Origin of the sequence: Flavobacterium sp., assembly GCF_031409475.1 — a bacterium.
Taxonomy (GTDB): domain Bacteria; phylum Bacteroidota; class Bacteroidia; order Flavobacteriales; family Flavobacteriaceae; genus Flavobacterium.
In genome coordinates, this window is sequence record NZ_JANNXH010000017.1 from 1 (window position 1) to 18,257 (window position 18,257).

The 18,257-nt window shown below is 32.9% G+C and carries 16 protein-coding genes and 1 pseudogene; 12 read left to right on the top strand and 5 right to left on the bottom strand.

The features are described 5' to 3' along the window. The 3 genes and pseudogenes from RMO53_RS03360 to RMO53_RS03370 form a co-directional block, all read left to right on the top strand. Positions 1-450, top strand: a pseudogene (locus RMO53_RS03360) (hypothetical protein); the annotation flags it as partial. 139 nt (positions 451-589) lie between these two features. Beyond that, positions 590-2,551: a KUP/HAK/KT family potassium transporter gene (locus RMO53_RS03365; RefSeq protein WP_310378041.1), complete on the top strand. Its 1,962-nt coding sequence runs from the start codon at positions 590-592 to the stop codon at positions 2,549-2,551. 118 nt (positions 2,552-2,669) lie between these two features. Continuing rightward, a complete protein-coding gene (locus tag RMO53_RS03370) occupies positions 2,670-3,905 on the top strand; it encodes a methyltransferase domain-containing protein (protein WP_310378042.1) in 1,236 nt (411 codons plus the stop codon). A gap of 114 nt (positions 3,906-4,019) precedes the next feature. On the opposite strand, the gene rho is transcribed toward RMO53_RS03370, so the two are convergent. Next, positions 4,020-5,741 (bottom strand): transcription termination factor Rho, encoded by a 1,722-nt coding sequence (gene rho, locus RMO53_RS03375; protein ID WP_310378044.1) that lies wholly within the window; start codon positions 5,739-5,741, stop codon positions 4,020-4,022. 180 nt (positions 5,742-5,921) lie between these two features. On the opposite strand from rho, the gene RMO53_RS03380 reads away from it, so the two are divergent. Then, the gene (locus RMO53_RS03380) at positions 5,922-6,335 is read left to right on the top strand and encodes a DUF4293 family protein (protein WP_310378046.1); all 414 of its coding nucleotides are present in this window, start codon (positions 5,922-5,924) and stop codon (positions 6,333-6,335) included. 136 nt (positions 6,336-6,471) lie between these two features. Here the strand turns inward: RMO53_RS03380 and RMO53_RS03385 are convergent, their stop codons facing one another. Beyond that, entirely contained in the window at positions 6,472-6,966 is a 495-nt protein-coding gene (locus RMO53_RS03385; RefSeq protein ID WP_310378048.1) for a metallophosphoesterase family protein, read from the bottom strand. A gap of 206 nt (positions 6,967-7,172) precedes the next feature. Here RMO53_RS03385 and truA point away from each other — a divergent pair, with 206 nt between their 5' ends. The 8 genes from truA to RMO53_RS03425 all read left to right on the top strand — a co-directional run bounded on the left by truA (position 7,173) and on the right by RMO53_RS03425 (position 14,420). Beyond that, positions 7,173-7,940 carry a tRNA pseudouridine(38-40) synthase TruA gene (truA, locus tag RMO53_RS03390; RefSeq protein WP_310378050.1) on the top strand — a complete coding sequence of 256 codons (768 nt, stop codon included), beginning with the start codon at positions 7,173-7,175 and terminating at the stop codon, positions 7,938-7,940. A gap of 63 nt (positions 7,941-8,003) precedes the next feature. Then, complete coding sequence (locus RMO53_RS03395; RefSeq protein ID WP_310378052.1) at positions 8,004-9,764, top strand: ABC transporter ATP-binding protein; 1,761 nt, start codon at positions 8,004-8,006, stop codon at positions 9,762-9,764. A gap of 37 nt (positions 9,765-9,801) precedes the next feature. Then, positions 9,802-10,452, top strand: coding sequence for a DUF2238 domain-containing protein (locus RMO53_RS03400; protein ID WP_310378054.1), 651 nt, complete (start codon positions 9,802-9,804; stop codon positions 10,450-10,452). 269 nt (positions 10,453-10,721) lie between these two features. Next, complete coding sequence (lpdA, locus tag RMO53_RS03405; RefSeq protein ID WP_310378056.1) at positions 10,722-12,110, top strand: dihydrolipoyl dehydrogenase; 1,389 nt, start codon at positions 10,722-10,724, stop codon at positions 12,108-12,110. Positions 12,111-12,159: 49 nt separating this feature from the next. After that, positions 12,160-12,543 carry a DoxX-like family protein gene (locus RMO53_RS03410; RefSeq protein WP_310378061.1) on the top strand — a complete coding sequence of 128 codons (384 nt, stop codon included), beginning with the start codon at positions 12,160-12,162 and terminating at the stop codon, positions 12,541-12,543. A gap of 4 nt (positions 12,544-12,547) precedes the next feature. Continuing rightward, positions 12,548-13,285: a DUF2071 domain-containing protein gene (locus tag RMO53_RS03415; protein ID WP_310378063.1), complete on the top strand. Its 738-nt coding sequence runs from the start codon at positions 12,548-12,550 to the stop codon at positions 13,283-13,285. Further along, the gene (locus RMO53_RS03420) at positions 13,276-14,025 is read left to right on the top strand and encodes a methyltransferase domain-containing protein (protein WP_310378065.1); all 750 of its coding nucleotides are present in this window, start codon (positions 13,276-13,278) and stop codon (positions 14,023-14,025) included. The genes RMO53_RS03415 and RMO53_RS03420 overlap by 10 nt, the downstream gene beginning before the upstream one ends. Further along, the gene (locus RMO53_RS03425; RefSeq protein ID WP_310378069.1) at positions 14,025-14,420 is read left to right on the top strand and encodes a hypothetical protein; all 396 of its coding nucleotides are present in this window, start codon (positions 14,025-14,027) and stop codon (positions 14,418-14,420) included. The genes RMO53_RS03420 and RMO53_RS03425 overlap by 1 nt, the downstream gene beginning before the upstream one ends. 106 nt (positions 14,421-14,526) lie before the next feature. Here RMO53_RS03425 and RMO53_RS03430 read toward each other — a convergent pair whose 3' ends face one another. The 3 genes from RMO53_RS03430 to hutH form a co-directional block, all read right to left on the bottom strand. Further along, positions 14,527-15,858: an inorganic phosphate transporter gene (locus RMO53_RS03430; RefSeq protein ID WP_310378071.1), complete on the bottom strand. Its 1,332-nt coding sequence runs from the start codon at positions 15,856-15,858 to the stop codon at positions 14,527-14,529. An 81-nt stretch (positions 15,859-15,939) separates the two neighbouring features. Then, a complete protein-coding gene (locus tag RMO53_RS03435) occupies positions 15,940-16,584 on the bottom strand; it encodes a DUF47 family protein (RefSeq protein WP_310378072.1) in 645 nt (214 codons plus the stop codon). Between the two features lie 71 nt (positions 16,585-16,655). Beyond that, the gene (gene hutH, locus RMO53_RS03440; protein ID WP_310378073.1) at positions 16,656-18,149 is read right to left on the bottom strand and encodes a histidine ammonia-lyase; all 1,494 of its coding nucleotides are present in this window, start codon (positions 18,147-18,149) and stop codon (positions 16,656-16,658) included. Positions 18,150-18,257 lie beyond the last annotated feature (108 nt).

The window sequence follows — 18,257 nt, forward strand, 5'->3', positions numbered from 1 at the left end:
ACGGAATCTAATAGAGGGAATTCTCAAAGAGAAAACACGCAACAACGAGTTGAACCTTCAAGAGAATATACAACCCAGAGAACGGAATCTAATAGAGGGAATTCTCAAAGAGAAAACACCCAACAACGAGTTGAGCCTTCAAGAGAATATACAACCCAGAGAACGGAATCTAATAGAGGGAATTCTCAAAGAGAAAACACGCAACAACGAGTTGAGCCTTCAAGAGAATATACAACCCAGAGAACGGAATCTAATAGAGGGAATTCTCAAAGAGAAAATACGCAACAACGAGTTGAACCTTCAAGAGAATATACAACCCAGAGAACGGAATCTAATAGAGGGAATTCTCAAAGAGAAAACACGCAACAACGAGCTGATAATCAGAGACAAAGTGCGCCACAAAGATCAGAATCTCAAAGAAGTAATTCAGCCTCAAGAGGCAATAAATAAGGAACTTAAATTTCAAAAAAAGTAATCTTTGAACACGGTTTAATCAGCCGTGTTTTTTTGTAACTTTTTTTTTAGATTAACGTTATTAATCTATTAAAAAATAGTAGATTTGGAAAGTTTTTTTTATTAAATATTATACATGAATAGTACGCACAAAGATTTACATAGTAAATTAACATTAGGAGGTTTATTAGTATCGTTAGGAATAATTTATGGAGATATTGGCACTTCTCCATTATATGTAATGAAAGCCATAATTGGGTCACATATTATAAATGCAGATATCGTTTTAGGAGGCATTTCTTGTGTTTTTTGGACACTAACATTACAAACTACCATAAAATATGTACTCATAACTTTAAGTGCAGATAATCATGGTGAAGGAGGAATTTTTGCCCTATATGCTTTAGTTAAAAAAACAAAAATAAAATGGTTGATTGTCCCCGCAATTATTGGCGGTAGTGCCTTACTAGCCGATGGAATTATTACGCCACCCATATCCGTATCATCAGCAGTTGAAGGGATTCGAACATTTTATCCCGAAATAAATACCGTACCAATTGTTATTGGAATTCTGTTTATACTTTTTACCATTCAACAATTTGGAACCAAATTAGTTGGCCGGTTTTTTTCACCCATGATGCTTATTTGGTTTGGGATGTTAGGAATACTTGGATTAATTCAAATCACTAAGCATGCCGAAGTTCTGAAAGCTTTTAATCCTATTTATGCTTATAATTTATTATCAATTCATCCCGAAGGCTTTTATGTTCTTGGTTTTGTGTTTTTATGTACAACAGGAGCCGAAGCATTGTATTCAGACATGGGACATTGTGGTAGAAAAAACATTAGAATCAGTTGGATTTTTGTAAAAATCACATTGTTATTAAATTACTTTGGTCAAGCTGCTTACCTCATTCATCATGAGGGAGAAACATTACAAAGTTTAGGTGGAGCAAACGGCAATCCTTTTTATTTAATTATGGCCGATTGGTTTCAACCCATTGGAATAATAATAGCTACTCTAGCAGCAGTAATAGCATCGCAAGCTTTAATAAGCGGTTCATTTACCTTGATAAATGAAGCAATGCGGTTAAATTTTTGGCCAAAAGTTAGAATTAAATACCCTACAGAATTAAAAGGGCAAATGTATATCCCTTCCATAAACTGGTTATTGTTTCTTGGTTGTGTTGGGATTGTACTTCACTTTAAAGAGTCAAAAAACATGGAGCATGCTTATGGATTAGCAATTATTTTATGCATGATAATGACTACCATTTTGCTTAATTTTTATTTAATTATGAAGCGCGTAAAATGGTATTATTACTCTCCATTGATCACAGTATATTTGATAATAGAATTTGGTTTTTTAGTGGCAAATGTCACAAAATTTTCAGATGGTGGATACGTTACTTTATTAATTGCTTTGATTTTAATATCAATAATGACCATTTGGCATTTTGCAAAAAAAATCAACAAAATTTATACTAAAATTGTGAAAATTGAAGAGTATAAAAAAGTACTTTTTGAATTAAGTTCAGATCTATCAATTCCAAAATATGCTACTCATTTAGTATACATGACAAATGCTGGTCGTATCGATGAAATTGAAGAAAAAGTTATGTACTCTATTTTACAAAAAAGACCTAAAAGAGCCGATATTTATTGGTTTGTCCATGTAAACATATTAACGGTACCTTACAAAACAGAATATCGAGTTACTGAAATGGTTAAAGATGATTTGTATCGTGTCGATTTTAATTTAGGTTTTAGAGAACCTACAAAAATAAATTTAATGTTTAAAGAAGTTATCAAAGATATGGTAACCAAAGGAGAAGTCGATATTACAAGTAGATATGAATCCTTAAACAAAAACAATATAATTGGAGATTTTAAATTTGTATTGTCCGAAAAATTCCTTTCAAACGATAGTGATTTAACTTTTTTTGAAAAAATAGTGATGAATTCTTATTTTTTAATTAAAAAATTAAGCCTGTCCGAAGAAAGTGCTTTTGGACTAGACAGCAGTTCGGTTAAAGTAGAAAAATTTCCAATGGTACTTCATGCACCAGAGAAAATAGGTTTAACCAGAGTTCAATAACCATTAAATACAATTTAGAATTCAAAAAACACTGCTATTAAACAGTGTTTTTTTATGCGGAAAATATAAAATTTACTTTCCATCATTTAGCACTATCTTTGCACCTCAATAATTTAAAATGAGATTACATAGAAATTTAGTTTATACCACCATAGATTCATTGAATGCTATTTTCAACGAAGGAGAATATGCAGATAAAGTGGTTGCTAGAGCATTAAAAAAAGACAAACGTTGGGGAAGTTCTGACCGTAAATTTGTTGCTGAAACTATATACGAAATTGTACGTTGGAAAAGATTATACTCAGAAATTGCCGAAGTAAAAGAACCTTTTGACAGAGATAATCTTTGGAGAATGTTCTCGGTTTGGGCCGTTTTGAGAGGTTATCCTATTCCTGATTGGAGACAACTTGAAGGCACACCAGAACGGAAAATAAAAGGACGTTTTGATGAACTTTCAAAAGTTAGAGCATTAAAAGAATCAATTCCGGACTGGATGGACGAATTGGGAGTTAAAGAATTAGGTGAGAACGTTTGGGCTACAGAAATTGCTGCACAAAACCAACCCGCAAAAGTAATCCTTAGAGTCAATACTCTAAAAACAACCAAAGAGCAATTAAGAGCCATCTTGATGGACTTGAACATTGAAACCGAATTTTTAAAAAATCAACCTGACGCTTTAGTTTTAAAAGAAAGAGCAAATGTATTTTTGACTGATGCATTTAAAGCTGGTTTTTTTGAAGTTCAAGATGCAAATTCGCAACTTGTTGCTCACTTTCTAGATGTAAAACCCGGAATGCGAGTAGTTGATACTTGTGCAGGTGCAGGTGGAAAAACTCTACACATTGCCGCTTTGATGGAAAACAAAGGACAATTGATTGCAATGGATTTGTATGAAAGTAAACTAAAACAATTAAAAATTAGAGCCAAAAGAGATGGCGCTTTTAACATAGAATATCGTATCATAGATTCTACAAAAATTATCAAAAAACTTCACGAAAAAGCCGATAGAGTTTTAATCGATGCACCGTGTAGCGGACTTGGAGTTCTTAAAAGAAACCCTGATGCCAAATGGAAATTACAACCCGAGTTTATTGACAATATTCGTAAAGTACAAGCCGAAGTTTTAGAAAGCTATTCTAAGATTGTAAAACCTGGCGGAAAATTAGTCTATGCTACTTGCTCTATTTTGCCTTCGGAAAATCAAGAACAAGTGAAAAAATTCTTAGCTACAGAAATTGGTAAACAATTCAATTTTATAAAAGACCAAAAAATATTGGCATCCGAATCTGGTTTTGACGGCTTTTACATGGCTTTAATGGAACGTAAAGAAAGTTCAGATAAGAAAAAAGAATAAAGTGAAGAGAATATAGAGTACACAAAAAACTCCGATAGGTTTATTCCATCGGAGTTTTTTTATTGTATTTTTTTGTCTTTATACTTAATTCTAAATACTTAATACTTCCTTAATTTAATCATTCATCGAAATCAAAAACTCCTCATTATTTTTTGTTTTTTTGAATCGATCGTTAATGAAATCCATAGCTTCTACAGGATTCATATCCGAAAGGTATTTTCGCATGATCCACATTCTTTGTAGTGTTTTTGGGTCTAATAACATATCATCACGTCGCGTACTGGATGAAGTTAAATCAATTGCTGGGAATATACGTTTGTTAGCAATTTTTCTGTCTAATTGCAATTCCATGTTTCCTGTTCCTTTAAATTCTTCAAAGATAACTTCGTCCATTTTAGAACCTGTTTCAGTCAATGCTGTTGCAATAATACTTAATGAACCTCCATTTTCTACATTCCGAGCAGCACCAAAAAATCGTTTTGGTTTCTGCAGCGCATTGGCATCAACACCTCCACTCAAAACCTTACCAGATGCTGGTTGAACTGTATTGTATGCTCTGGCTAAACGGGTAATCGAATCTAATAAAATCACCACATCATGGCCACATTCAACTAAACGTTTTGCTTTTTCGAGAACAATATTGGCAATTTTTACGTGCTCTTGAGGTTCTCTATCAAATGTTGAAGCAATTACTTCTCCACGAACACTGCGTTGCATGTCTGTAACTTCCTCTGGACGTTCGTCTATTAATAAAACTATTAAATAAACCTCAGGATGATTGGCTGCAATAGCATTTGCAATATCCTTGAGTAACATGGTTTTACCAGTTTTGGGTTGTGCCACAATCATACCACGTTGCCCTTTTCCTATTGGTGAAAACAAATCGATAATTCGGGTCGAAATGGTACTTTGTCTTTCGGCTAATTTGAATTTTTCAGATGGAAAAACTGGGGTCAAATGTTCGAAAGAAACTCTGTCCCGAACAACTTGGGGATCATGACCATTAATTTTTAAAACACGAACTAGAGGAAAGAATTTCTCTCCTTCTTTTGGAGGACGAACTACACCTTTTACCGTATCGCCCGTTTTAAGTCCAAACAATCTAATTTGCGAAGTTGAGAGATAAATATCATCTGGTGAGGCCAAATAATTATAATCTGATGAACGTAAAAAACCATAACCATCAGGCATCATTTCGAGCACGCCTTCGCTTTCTATAATTCCATCAAATTCAAAATCCGATGCTGCAAAATTACTTTTCTTGTTTTTAAAATTGGGGTTTTGATTGCCGTTTCCGTTCTGATTTCCATTACCGTTTTGGCTTACATTTTGTTTATGCTGTTGGTTGGAATTATTTTTTTTAGAAACAAGATTCACCTCTAAATTTTCAATTGTATCAACATCTGAATCTTCATTATTGTCAGCAACGATTCCTTTAGATTCTTCTTTTTCCTTTTGAAGCGCGACCTTCTTTTCGTAGGCGGATTTATTGAATTTAATTATTTTACCTACTTTCTTTTCTGGGGTTGTATCCTCGGGTGTTTCTGGTTCTTGTGAATTAATCTCTGGTTCAATTTCTTCGGTTTCAAAAAGGGTATTATTAGAATTTTTTTGAATCGCAACTTTTTTTGGAGCTATAATTCGAGCTCTTTTAGGCTTGTCTTCTTCACCTTTATCAGTTTCTGAATCTGAAACCATACTCGATGATTGAAGTTCTAAAATTTGTTTAATTAGTGCTTCTTTTTTTACACCAGCAAATTTTATTGTTTTAGCTGTTTTAGCAATTTCTTGAAGCTCGGATAGCTTCATTTCTTTTAATGCAGAAATATCAAACATGAATGTTCTATGATTTTAATTAATTTGGGAATAGTATAAAAATGTGTAGTGATTTTTTATTTTGAATCGACCGAAGAATGAAGTACTTACGGGTTTGTTATGCAATAATACGAATAAATTTTAATCATACAATAGTATTTATTAAAAAGAAAATATATTTTTGTCAAAGAAATTAAGACAATGCTTCAAAGAATTCAAACAATTTATTTATTTCTAGCCTTTGTGGCTACAGGAATTTTACCGTTTTTTATTCCTTTATGGACACTGACTGATGGTGCAGCTTTCTATTTCATGCAAAATCAAATCTATATAATTGTTTTAGGATTAAGTACAACGCTTACCTTATTGAGTATTGTTTCGTTTAAAAAAAGACAAAATCAATTTGTTATTGGCAGATTGAATATCATATTAAATTTAATTTTATTAGGATTGTTTGTATATCGTTCGCTAAATGTATCTGGAGAAACCCTAGCGGTTTCAGAGAAAGGTATTGGGATGTTTCTACCTGTCTTGGCTATCGTATTATTAGTTTTAGCTAATAAAGCCATCAAGAAAGATGAAGATCTTGTAAAATCTGTGGACAGATTGAGATAAACCTATAAACTTAGTTTATTAGTGCGAAGGAAACCCGAATATTAAAGTTCGGGTTTTTTTGTGGTATTTTTTAAACAGATTATGCCCGACAGGTTTTTGAAACCTGTCAGGTATAATACCCAAACATTTACTATTACTACCTCTTCCCTATTTCAATTATTTCCAAATCTTTTATTTTATCGCCATCAATCACAAAACGCAACATAGTACGCACTTGATGAAAACCGCTTTTGCCACAAGCGCCAGGATTCATATGCAAGAGATTGTTTTTCTTGTCGAACATTACTTTTAAAATATGAGAATGACCACAAATAAACAACTTTGGAGGATTTGCTGTCATTTCATCTCTTATATTTGGATTGTATTTCCCAGGATAACCTCCAATGTGGGTAATCCAAACATCGACACCTTCACACATAAATCGGTTGTGCAATGGGAATTCCATTCGAGCTTTATCGTCATCAATATTGCCATAAACACCACGCAATGGTTTTAAATTCTTAATGGTTTCCGTGACGATTAAATCCCCAATATCTCCTGCGTGCCAGACTTCGTCAGCTTGAATCACATATTTCAAAATCGTTTCGTCAATATGACTGTGCGTATCGGAAAGGAGTAATATTTTTTTCATAAGTAATTTTGACACAAAGGCACAAAAACACAAAGTTATTATTTAAGATTAAAGATTAACGATTTTTGATTTCAGATTTGAAAAAACTTTAAAACGCAAGTAGTCCTAAACGACAAACATTCTTTGTAAATTTGCGATTCAAAATGTATAAATTCGATTTCTTTCAGAATAATCTGAAATCTGAAATCTGAAATCTGAAATCTAAATTGAGATACTTCATAAAACTGGCCTACAACGGAACCAATTATCACGGATGGCAATACCAACCTAATGCTACAACTGTACAAGAAACTTTGGTCAAAGCATTATCAACAATTCTTAATACTGATATCGAATTAATGGGTGCTGGAAGAACAGACACTGGTGTTCATGCAAAGGAAATGTATGCTCATTTTGATTTTAACAAAAAAATCGATGTAGCAAATACAATACACAAACTCAATTCTTTTTTAGCAAAAGACATCGTTATTTATGATATAATTGCTGTTCACAATGAAGCTCATACTAGATTTGATGCAACAAAACGAACCTACGAATACCATATCAATACTTTTAAAGATGCTTTTTTACAGGAACAAAGCTGGTATTATCATCAAGAATTAGATGTAAATTTAATGAATCAAGCTGCCAAAATTTTACTAAAGCATACTGATTTTGAATGTTTTTCTAAAGTAAATACTGATGTAAACACCTTTGATTGTGAAATTTTTGAAGCTTTCTGGACTCGTGCCGAAGCAGTACAAGACACAGCTAAACAAGAAACCAATCAACTTATTTTCACGATTTCGGCTAATCGCTTTTTACGAAATATGGTAAGAGCTATTGTGGGAACATTAGTCTATGTAGGTTTACATAAAATAACATTAGAAGAATTTAATGCTATATTACTCAGTAAAAACAGAGACAAAGCGGGCTTTTCGGTTCCTGCACACGGGTTGTATTTAACCAAAATTGATTACGATTACATAAACTAATAGAAAATAGATTTTTAGAACTTTGCAATTTTAAATTAAGATTGCTTCGTACCTCGCAATGACATGAAAGCAAAAGCATTTGACACTCGATTATTCAAAAGAATATTACATTATACAAAACCGTATCAATTTCGTTTTAACGGTGTAGTAATTTTTGCTCTTTCTTTAGCTCTTTTTGCAGCCTTGCGCCCTTTAATTTTACAAGGAACGGTGGATAGTTACATAAAACCAAAAGACAATCATGGTTTATTGCTTTATGTTATACTCATGGGATGCGTTTTATTATTGGAAGTTTTTTCACAATTTTTCTTTGTTTATTGGGCAAACTGGCTTGGACAAGATATTGTAAAAGATATTCGTACCAAAATGTTCAAACATTTATTAAGTTTTAGAATGCGTTATTTTGACAATGTACCAGTAGGTCAATTGGTCACAAGATCCGTATCTGACATTGAGTCAATTGCCCGTATTTTTAGTCAAGGTTTGTTTATGATTATAAGTGATTTGATGAAAATGCTTGCCTGCTTAATTATAATGTTTTGGATGAATTGGCAACTTTCATTAATAGTAATAGTAGCCATGCCCATATTAGTTTTTATAACAAGAATATTTCAAAAGAAAATGCAAATAGCTTTTGAGGAGGTTCGAACTCAAATAGCCAATATGAATTCCTTTGTACAAGAACGTGTAACTGGAATGAAAATAGTGCAGTTGTTCAATCGAGAAAATATGGAATATGAAAAATTTAAAAACATCAACGATAAGCATAAAAAAGCATGGATAAGAACCATTTTGTACAACTCCATCTTCTTCCCTATTGCCGATATTATTTCGTCAATAACTCTTGGACTTATTGTATTGTATGGAGGATTTCAAATAATTAATGGCAATCCATTTACCACTTTGGGACAAGTCACTGCTTACACCATGTTTATAGGAATGCTTTTTAATCCTTTACGCCAAATTGCAGATAAATTCAACGAAATGCAACTGGGGATGATAGCTGCCAATCGCGTTTTTGATATTCTTGATACCAAAGATCAAATTCAAGATAATGGTACAATTGATGCGCCCATATTTAAAGGAAATATACAATTTAAAAATGTTCGTTTTGGATATATTCAAAATGAAGAAGTCATAAAAGGGATTGATTTAGAGGTTACTGCAGGCAAAACAATTGCAATTGTTGGATCAACCGGTGCAGGAAAATCTACCATTATTAATTTAATGAATCGCTTTTATGAAATAAATAACGGCACAATTTGTATTGACAATCACAATATAGAAAATTACACCTTGAGTTCGTTGCGACAGCAAATTGCAGTCGTTTTACAAGATGTATTTCTTTTTGCTGATACCATTTTTAATAATATAACTTTAAATAATCCAGATATATCTCGAGAACAAGTTTTGGCTGCAGCCAAAAAAATTGGAGTACATAAGTTCATTATGAGTTTGCCCGATAATTATGATTTTGATGTAAAAGAACGTGGTGTCATGTTGTCCTCTGGGCAACGCCAATTGATTGCGTTTTTACGCGCTTATGTCAGTAATCCAAGTATTTTGATTTTAGACGAAGCTACATCATCAATCGATTCCTATTCCGAAGAATTAATTCAAAAAGCTACAGAAACCATTACAAAAGGGAGAACCTCAATTGTAATTGCGCATCGTCTGGCAACCATCATTAATGCTGACAAAATTGTGGTAATGGATAAGGGATTAATCGTAGAACAAGGAACGCATCAAGAGTTAGTGTCCCAAGAAAGAGGTTATTACAAGAACTTGTATGATTCCCAGTTTTCTGTAGTAGAAAAAAATTGATTATGTTTGGAAAATTATTCACCAAATAAGAAAATCAATGACATTTACAACTGCAATTTCTAGAGAAAAAAAACGATTAAAAGAAAACAATTGGCTTAAAATATTTTTAGCTTTCTTTAGTATTAATTGGGTCAATTCCTATGTTGGCAATACCGACTCGGTGAATTGGTTATTAGAAAACACATTGGTTTTTATTTTTCTTATCTTTTTAATTTTCACCTACATCAAATACAAATTTAGTGATTTGAGTTACCTCTTAATCTGTGTTTATTTATGTTTACATGTTTATGGTTCGAAATACACTTATGCAGAAAACCCTTTTGGATACTGGCTTAAAGACGAATTAAATTTATCAAGAAATCATTATGATCGAATTGTACATTTCAGTTTTGGCTTTTTATTAGCGTATCCAATGCGTGAAATGTTTTTAAAATGGCTTAATTTTCCAAAATGGGTTGCATGGACTTTACCTTTAGAAATAACGCTTTCAATAAGTGCATTTTATGAACTCATAGAATGGGCAGTTGCCGATGTTTTTTTCAAAGCCCAAGGCGATGCCTATTTAGGAACACAAGGCGATATTTGGGACGCACAAAAAGATATTTTTCTAGCATTTACAGGAGCAATTCTTGCCACAACTATAGTTTCTTTGATAAAAAAAATAGGGAATCTTACAGAAATCGAATGATTTTTGTACAAAATTACAAAATGCAACTTTGCCCAAGAAAATTTTTCAATAAACAATAAAATCCCTAATTTTACCAACTGAAAATAATTTAGAAAACATCATAATGACACGAGCTTTTGCGACTGCATTTTGTACAAATAACGAATAAACACGCACAAAATGACACGAGCGTTAGCGACTGCATTTTTACCACAATAAAATAAAAACAAAAAAATGACACGAGCTTTTGCGACTGCATTTTGTACAAATAACGAATAAACACGCACAAAATGAAATACGATATAATAGTTTTAGGTTCTGGTCCTGGCGGATATGTTACAGCAATTAGAGCTTCACAATTAGGCTTCAAAGTAGCCGTAATCGAAAAAGAAAACCTAGGTGGAGTTTGCCTGAATTGGGGTTGTATTCCCACGAAAGCTTTACTAAAATCAGCACAGGTTTTTGATTACTTAAAACACGCTTCTGATTATGGATTGACTGTTTCATCCTTTGACAAAGATTTTCCCGCGGTTGTACAACGAAGCCGTTCAGTTGCTGACGGAATGAGTAAAGGCGTTCAATTCCTAATGAAAAAAAATAAAATCGATGTGATTGATGGTTTTGGAAAATTAAAACCAGGAAAAAAATTAGATGTAACTGCTGCCGACGGAAAAGTAACTGAATATTCTGCTGATCATATCATTGTTGCAACTGGTGCTCGTTCGCGAGAGTTGCCAAATTTGCCTCAAGATGGCGTAAAAGTAATTGGATACAGACAAGCAATGACATTAACTTCACAACCAAAATCGATGATTATTGTTGGCTCTGGAGCCATTGGCGTTGAGTTTGCCCATTTTTATAACTCTATGGGAACTGATGTAACCATCGTAGAATTTATGCCAAATGTAGTTCCGGTTGAAGATGAAGACATTTCAAAACAATTTGAAAAATCTTTGAAAAAAGCAGGAATAAAAATCATGACAAATTCTTCGGTAGAAAGAATAGATACATCTGGAAATGGAGTTAAAGCATTTGTTAAAACTGCCAAAGGAGAAGAAACACTAGAAGCCGAAATATTGCTTTCAGCGGTTGGGATCAAAACTAATATCGAAAACATTGGATTAGAAGAAGTAGGTATTGCAGTTGACAAAGACAAAATCTTGGTTAACGCTTACAACCAAACCAATATTCCTGGGTATTATGCCATTGGTGATGTTACACCAGGACAAGCATTGGCTCATGTAGCTTCAGCCGAGGGAATTAACTGTGTCGAAAAAATTGCTGGACTTCATGTTGACCCAATCGATTACGGTAATGTTCCCGGTTGTACGTATGCAACTCCTGAAATCGCTTCGGTAGGTTTAACCGAAAAACAAGCCAAAGAAAAAGGATACGAATTAAAAATTGGAAAATTCCCTTTTTCTGCCTCAGGAAAGGCAAAAGCTGCTGGAACTCCTGATGGTTTTGTAAAAGTAATTTTTGATGCAAAATATGGCGAATGGTTAGGTTGCCACATGATTGGCGCTGGTGTTACGGATATGATTGCCGAAGCAGTTGTAGCTAGAAAATTAGAAACAACAGGTCACGAAATCCTGAAATCGATTCACCCTCATCCAACCATGAGCGAAGCCGTTATGGAAGCGGTTGCTGATGCTTATGGAGAAGTGATACATTTGTAGGTACGAGGTTAGAAGTTACCTGAAAGCGTAGCGGACGACACAACCAACGATGACAAAGACAAGAATTTATAAAATATTGACCTATTGTATTGCGACAGTTTGGATTGCAAACGGACTTTTTTGTAAGGTTCTAAATCTTGTTCCTAGACACGAACAAATAGTTGCAAGAATATTAGGTGACAACTATTCCCGACCACTGACAATTATAATCGGACTATTAGAAATCATTATGGCTGTTTGGATTTTAAGTGGCTATAAGACAAAGTTAAATGCTATTGCACAAATAACGGTAGTTGCGACTATGAACACACTTGAATTTATACTTGTTCCAGACTTGTTGCTTTGGGGGAAATTAAATTCATTGTTTGCATCTATTTTTATTTCAGTTGTTTACTTCAACGAATTTTATCTTAATAGAAAACAACTCAAATAACCCGATGCTAACATTTTTAAAAGACCATCCATTTGCAGTTGAAGCGTATTTTGAAAGTTCGCTTGTTTTGACTTTTGCAGTTCCAAAAGAACAACTACAAAATCTTATTCCAGAATGTTTAGAGCTTGATACATTTCAAGACAAATGGGCTTTTGTTGCAGTTGCAATGGTTCAAACTAAAGACTTGCGACCAAAAGGTTTTCCGAAATTTATGGGCAACGACTTTTTCCTAATTGGTTATCGTGTTTTTGTTCGCTACACAAATAATGCAGGTAAAAGTTTACGTGGTTTGTATATTCTGAAATCAGAAACAGACAAAACAAAAATGGAATTCTTTGGAAACATATTTACACATTACAACTACAGCACAACAGATATAAACCAAATTGTACAACAAAACACTACAGCAATATCCTCGATTAAATCAAAGTTCAAAATCACAATAGACAAAACGGAAGAACAGATTTCTTTGCCAAAATATTCACCTTTTGCAGACTGGAAGGAAGCAAGAAGATTTGCTGGGCCTTTGCCCTTTACGTTTACTTATAACAAAGAAACCAAAGAAGTTTTAATCATTGAAGGAGTAAGACACAACTGGACACCAAATCCAGTAAAAGTGAATGATTATAATTTCGATTTTTTAATTACTATAAAACTTGAAAATCCAGTATTGGCAAATGCTTTCATAATTAAAAACATTCCATACTATTGGAAAAAAGGCAAAATTGAACAATGGAAATAAAGAGACGAAATTTTCAAGGAGTAATAAATATTTTAAGTTTCAACCGACACTTTTATGTTCTTGGGTTCATTACTTTGGCATTAATTATAGGGAGTAAATTTATTTTCAATTGGCATAACGGTTTGTTTTGGGTGGTTATTTTGGCATTCATTTATGGACTAACAATGCCGTTGTTTGTTTCTGCCTATGTTTATGATTTCTCTGGCTTTTATAATTTTAACTGGTTAAAGAAAATGAAACTAGATGATACAAAAGACAAATTCAATTTGAACATCAATGCAGGCTTTGACGAAACAAGTTTTATTATAGAAAGTATTTTGCCTAATTCTAAACTTCAAGTGTATGACTTCTACAACGCCAAACAGCATACAGAACCAGCAATTATCCGAGCTAGAAAAGTAAGTTTGTTTTATCCAAATACTCAACAAATCAATTCAAATTCAATTCCTTTAAATGACAATTCCGTTGACAACATCTTTTTACTATCAGCAATTCACGAAATTCGCAGACAAGATGAAAAAGTGCAATTTTTAAAAGAATGTCGCAGAGTTTGTAAGCCATACGGCAATGTGGTTATGGTGGAACATTTGAGAGATTTTCCAAACTTTTTAGCATTTACAATCGGCTTTACACATTTTTTCTCAAAAGAAACTTGGAAAAAGGCATTTGAAGAAGCCGGGTTTACATCATTTAAAGAAACAAAGTTTACACCTTTCATGTCAATCTTTAATTGCAACTAATGGAAATACATTTTAAAATAATTGGTGTTTTATTAATTGCTTTGGCATTGGTTCATATTGTCTTTCCAAAGTACTTCAACTGGGACAAAGAACTTAAATCTTTGAGTTTAATCAATCGACAAATGATGACAGTACATACATTTTTTATCGCATTGACTGTATTACTTATGGGTTTACTTTGCTTGACATCTTCGACCGAAATAATTGAAACAAATCTTGGCAAAAAATTATCACTTGGACTTGGTTTGTTTTGGACTGTACGACTTTTCATTCAGTTTTTTGGTTACTCGACTGACCTGTGGAAAGGAAAGAAATTTGAAACATTTATGCACATAATATTTTCGTTACTTTGGACATATTTAAGTATCATATTTTTGACAACATATTTTAATTGACAACAACAAGAAACATAGCGGACAGAAGAACGCCAGCAGGTAACACGGTTAAAAGTATTAAAATCCGTTTTGTGAAAGCAAAACGGATTTCTTATTCATTGTAATTTTACAAAAACAAACTCAGCAAATAATAAACAAATCCAGCCAATATTGCTGAAATTGGTATGGTCAAAACCCAAGCCCATAATAAACTCACGGTAACTCCCCATCGAACTGCCGAAACCCGTTTTGTTATTCCTACACCTATAATTGATCCTGTAATTGTATGAGTTGTAGAAACCGGTATTTTAAAATGTTCTGTCATGAATAAGGTTAAAGCTCCAGCAGATTCGGCAACAACACCTTCAAATGCATTTACTTTAGTGATTTTAGAGCCCATAGTTTTTACTATTTTCCAACCACCACTCAATGTTCCTAAAGCAATTACAGTATAACAGGTCAACGGAATCCATGCTGGCATGACTCCATCGATTCTTACACCATCTTTTTCTGAAGGCAATACTACATTCAAATCCAACCATCCTGTTGACATGTCAATATTTGGATTTGTTTTGATATAAACGGCTACTGCAGCTGCAATAATTCCCATGACTTTTTGAGAATCATTACCACCATGACCTAAACTAAATGCCGCTGAAGATAATAATTGCATTTTCTTTAAAATAGCTTCTGCAGTTGCTGTGGAAAATGAACTAAAAAAAAGATTAAAAACAGCTAAACTAAAAAATATAAATGCTACTAAAAACCATTTGATATTTGCAGGATAAGCTATGATAGACAGGATATTATTTTTAAATCGAGCGTCTTCGGGTTTTATATCATATTCTAAAATTGAAGAAAAAAACCATAAAGCTAAAAACATTAAAACTAAAGTTACAATTTTTGGATATATATTTTTCTTAGAAGAATACATCATCCACAATGAGATAAAATACGAAATTATCATTCCTAATAATGGGGCAAAAACAATAAATAAAATTACCATCATAACTCCTGAAGGCAATAACTCTCCCTCTTTTGCTGCTTTAAGCCAGTTGACAATTTTAAAACCAAAATGTTCTGGATCTGTAACCTCTCTAAACCCATGAGCAATTGCAGCACCTGCAAAACCTCCAATTAATGTGTGCGAAGATGATGATGGGATTCCTTTCCACCATGTAATTAAATTCCATATAATTGCCGCAATTACACCAGCAAGAATTACAATTAAATTTATACTACTCGTATGTGCAGTTTTAGCAACAGTATCTGCTACACCAAAACCAAAAACCCAATAGGCTAAAAAATTAAAAAAAGCAGCCCAAACTACTGCTTGAAAAGGAGTCAATACTTTTGTAGCAACAATCGTTGCAATCGAATTAGCAGCGTCATGAAAACCATTAATGTAGTCAAAAATCAAAGCCAATATTATAATGACAATAAGTAACGTAAATTCCATATTTTTAATTGAAAGATTGAAAAATTCAAGGCTTGAAGATTTAGATTATTCTATGCTTCAATCATTAAATCCCAGAAATTATTACGAATGTTTTACAGATATAGACTCTAAAACGCCTGCTACTCTTTTGCATTTATCAGTTGCAGTTTCTAGAACAGATAACACTTCTTTGTATTTAATAATACTCTTGGCATCTATTTCATTTTCAAAAAGATCAGCAACTGCTTTATCATAAACACTGTCTGATTTACTTTCTAATTTATTAATTTTAGCACAAGCATCTGTAATATTCTTAATCTTTTTTAAATCTCTCAATTCTCTGACTGCAATTTCAATATTTTGACACGCTTCAAGATTGATATCGGTTAATTTCCGAATCGATTTTGTAATTTTATCAACTTGATATAACCTCATTCTGCTAGAAGCACCATGAAGATTATCCGCCACATTATCTATTGAAGTTATTAATGAATAAATATCTTCTCTATCAAATGGAGTAATAAAATTTCTACTCAATTCCATATTGGTTTGACGTGTTAAGTCTTCGCCTTTTTGTTCTAATTCATCTATTTTTAAAAAAAGTTCGTCTCTTTCTTTCAAAGGAAGATTTACTGCTTCGTGCAAAATAGAAGCCAGTTGAACTAAATTACTTGATGCTTCTTCAAAAAGCGGGAAGAATTTCTTGTCTTTTGGAACCAAGAATTGAAAAATACTATTTATTGACATTTCATTTAAATTTAAGCCGACTAAATTACATAATTTATTTAAATCCAATATTAAGCTATTATTAACAAATTTTATTCGATTTGAAAACTATTCAAAAACAATACTGTTTTCTCAATGTCATAATGCAAAATTCGATCTTGGGTTACCAAAGGCACTTCTTCTCGATAGGCTTTTAAAAACATTTCAATGAAATTGCTCGATTTCAAAGGTCTTCTGTATTCAATAGCTTGAGAAGCATTCATTAATTCGATTGCTAAAATTCGCTCCAGATTATCCATAACTCGCAATGCTTTTGTAGCAGCATTTGCACCCATACTCACATGATCTTCTTGACCATTACTGGATACTATACTATCAATACTAGCAGGAGTTGCCAATTGTTTATTTTGACTAGCAATGCTTGCTGCGGTATATTGCGGAATCATCAAACCGGAGTTCAAACCTGGATTGTCTACTAAAAATGCGGGTAGATTGCGTAAACCTGATACTAATTGAAAAGTCCTTCTCTCGGAAATACTGCCCAGTTCAGCCAAAGCAATGGCTATAAAATCTAAAGCCAAAGCCAAAGGTTGTCCGTGAAAATTACCTCCAGAAATGATTTGGTCACTTTCGATAAAAATATTTGGATTATCTGTAACCGAATTAATTTCGGTTTTAAAAACTTTTGCCACATAATCAATAGCATCTTTTGAAGCGCCATGAACTTGTGGAATACATCTAAAAGAATACGGATCTTGTACGTGTGTTTTTAATTGTCCTATAATTTCACTTCCCGAAAGAAATTCCTTTACGCGATTAGCAGTTACAATTTGGCCTTTATGTGGTCTAATAAAATGGATTAACTCATTAAAAGGTTCAATCCTACCGTCAAATCCTTCAAGCGAAATAGCGCCAATTAAATCAGCCAAATAAGAAAACTTACTTGCTTTCATCAAAATATGTGCACCATAAGCACTCATAAATTGGGTTCCGTTTAATAAGGCCAAACCTTCTTTAGACTGCAATACAATAGGTTCCCAATTAAATTTTTTCAAAACTTCGCTCGAATGTAATTTTTTACCTTCAAAACGTACTTCACCTTCTCCTAAAAGTGGCAAAGACATATGAGCTAAAGGTGCTAAATCACCCGAAGCTCCAAGTGAACCTTGTGTATATATAATAGGAAGAATATCATTATTATAAAAATCTACTAAGCGTTCCACCGTTTGCAATTGAATTCCAGAATACCCATAACTCAACGATTGAATTTTAAGCAATAACATCAACTTCACAATTTCATTGGGTACTTCATCTCCTGTACCACAAGAGTGTGATTTTACTAGGTTTTCCTGAAGTTTTGATAAATTTTCATTAGAAATTTTTACATTACATAGTGAACCAAAGCCGGTATTTATTCCGTAAATGGGTTCTGAATGGGAAGCCATTTTTTTTTCTAAATAATCCCTGCATTTTTGAATATTTACTTTGGCTTCATCAGATAAAGCCAATGTTTTATTTTGAAAAATAATTTCTTGCAATGTTTCCAAAGAAAGTAGTTCTGTACTTATATAATGTATATTGTCCATTTAGTCTTATGCTTTTGAAAGTCCAAAATTGAATAAATCAATATTAAAAAGCAAGGTTTTAATCGTAAAAAATTTAATATTCTTTTTTTTGCAGTCCCTTTTTTAAAA

Bases quoted from the DNA above. Each gene is read 5' to 3' on its own strand.
- RMO53_RS03365 (WP_310378041.1), top strand. From the start codon at position 590: ATGAATAGTACGCACAAAGATTTACATAGTAAATTAACATTAGGAGGT.
- RMO53_RS03370 (WP_310378042.1), top strand. From the start codon at position 2,670: ATGAGATTACATAGAAATTTAGTTTATACCACCATAGATTCATTGAAT.
- rho (WP_310378044.1), bottom strand. From the start codon at position 5,741: ATGTTTGATATTTCTGCATTAAAAGAAATGAAGCTATCCGAGCTTCAA.
- RMO53_RS03380 (WP_310378046.1), top strand. From the start codon at position 5,922: ATGCTTCAAAGAATTCAAACAATTTATTTATTTCTAGCCTTTGTGGCT.
- RMO53_RS03385 (WP_310378048.1), bottom strand. From the start codon at position 6,966: ATGAAAAAAATATTACTCCTTTCCGATACGCACAGTCATATTGACGAA.
- RMO53_RS03395 (WP_310378052.1), top strand. From the start codon at position 8,004: ATGAAAGCAAAAGCATTTGACACTCGATTATTCAAAAGAATATTACAT.
- RMO53_RS03400 (WP_310378054.1), top strand. From the start codon at position 9,802: ATGACATTTACAACTGCAATTTCTAGAGAAAAAAAACGATTAAAAGAA.
- lpdA (WP_310378056.1), top strand. From the start codon at position 10,722: ATGAAATACGATATAATAGTTTTAGGTTCTGGTCCTGGCGGATATGTT.
- RMO53_RS03410 (WP_310378061.1), top strand. From the start codon at position 12,160: ATGACAAAGACAAGAATTTATAAAATATTGACCTATTGTATTGCGACA.
- RMO53_RS03415 (WP_310378063.1), top strand. From the start codon at position 12,548: ATGCTAACATTTTTAAAAGACCATCCATTTGCAGTTGAAGCGTATTTT.
- RMO53_RS03420 (WP_310378065.1), top strand. From the start codon at position 13,276: ATGGAAATAAAGAGACGAAATTTTCAAGGAGTAATAAATATTTTAAGT.
- RMO53_RS03425 (WP_310378069.1), top strand. From the start codon at position 14,025: ATGGAAATACATTTTAAAATAATTGGTGTTTTATTAATTGCTTTGGCA.
- RMO53_RS03430 (WP_310378071.1), bottom strand. From the start codon at position 15,858: ATGGAATTTACGTTACTTATTGTCATTATAATATTGGCTTTGATTTTT.
- RMO53_RS03435 (WP_310378072.1), bottom strand. From the start codon at position 16,584: ATGTCAATAAATAGTATTTTTCAATTCTTGGTTCCAAAAGACAAGAAA.
- hutH (WP_310378073.1), bottom strand. From the start codon at position 18,149: ATGGACAATATACATTATATAAGTACAGAACTACTTTCTTTGGAAACA.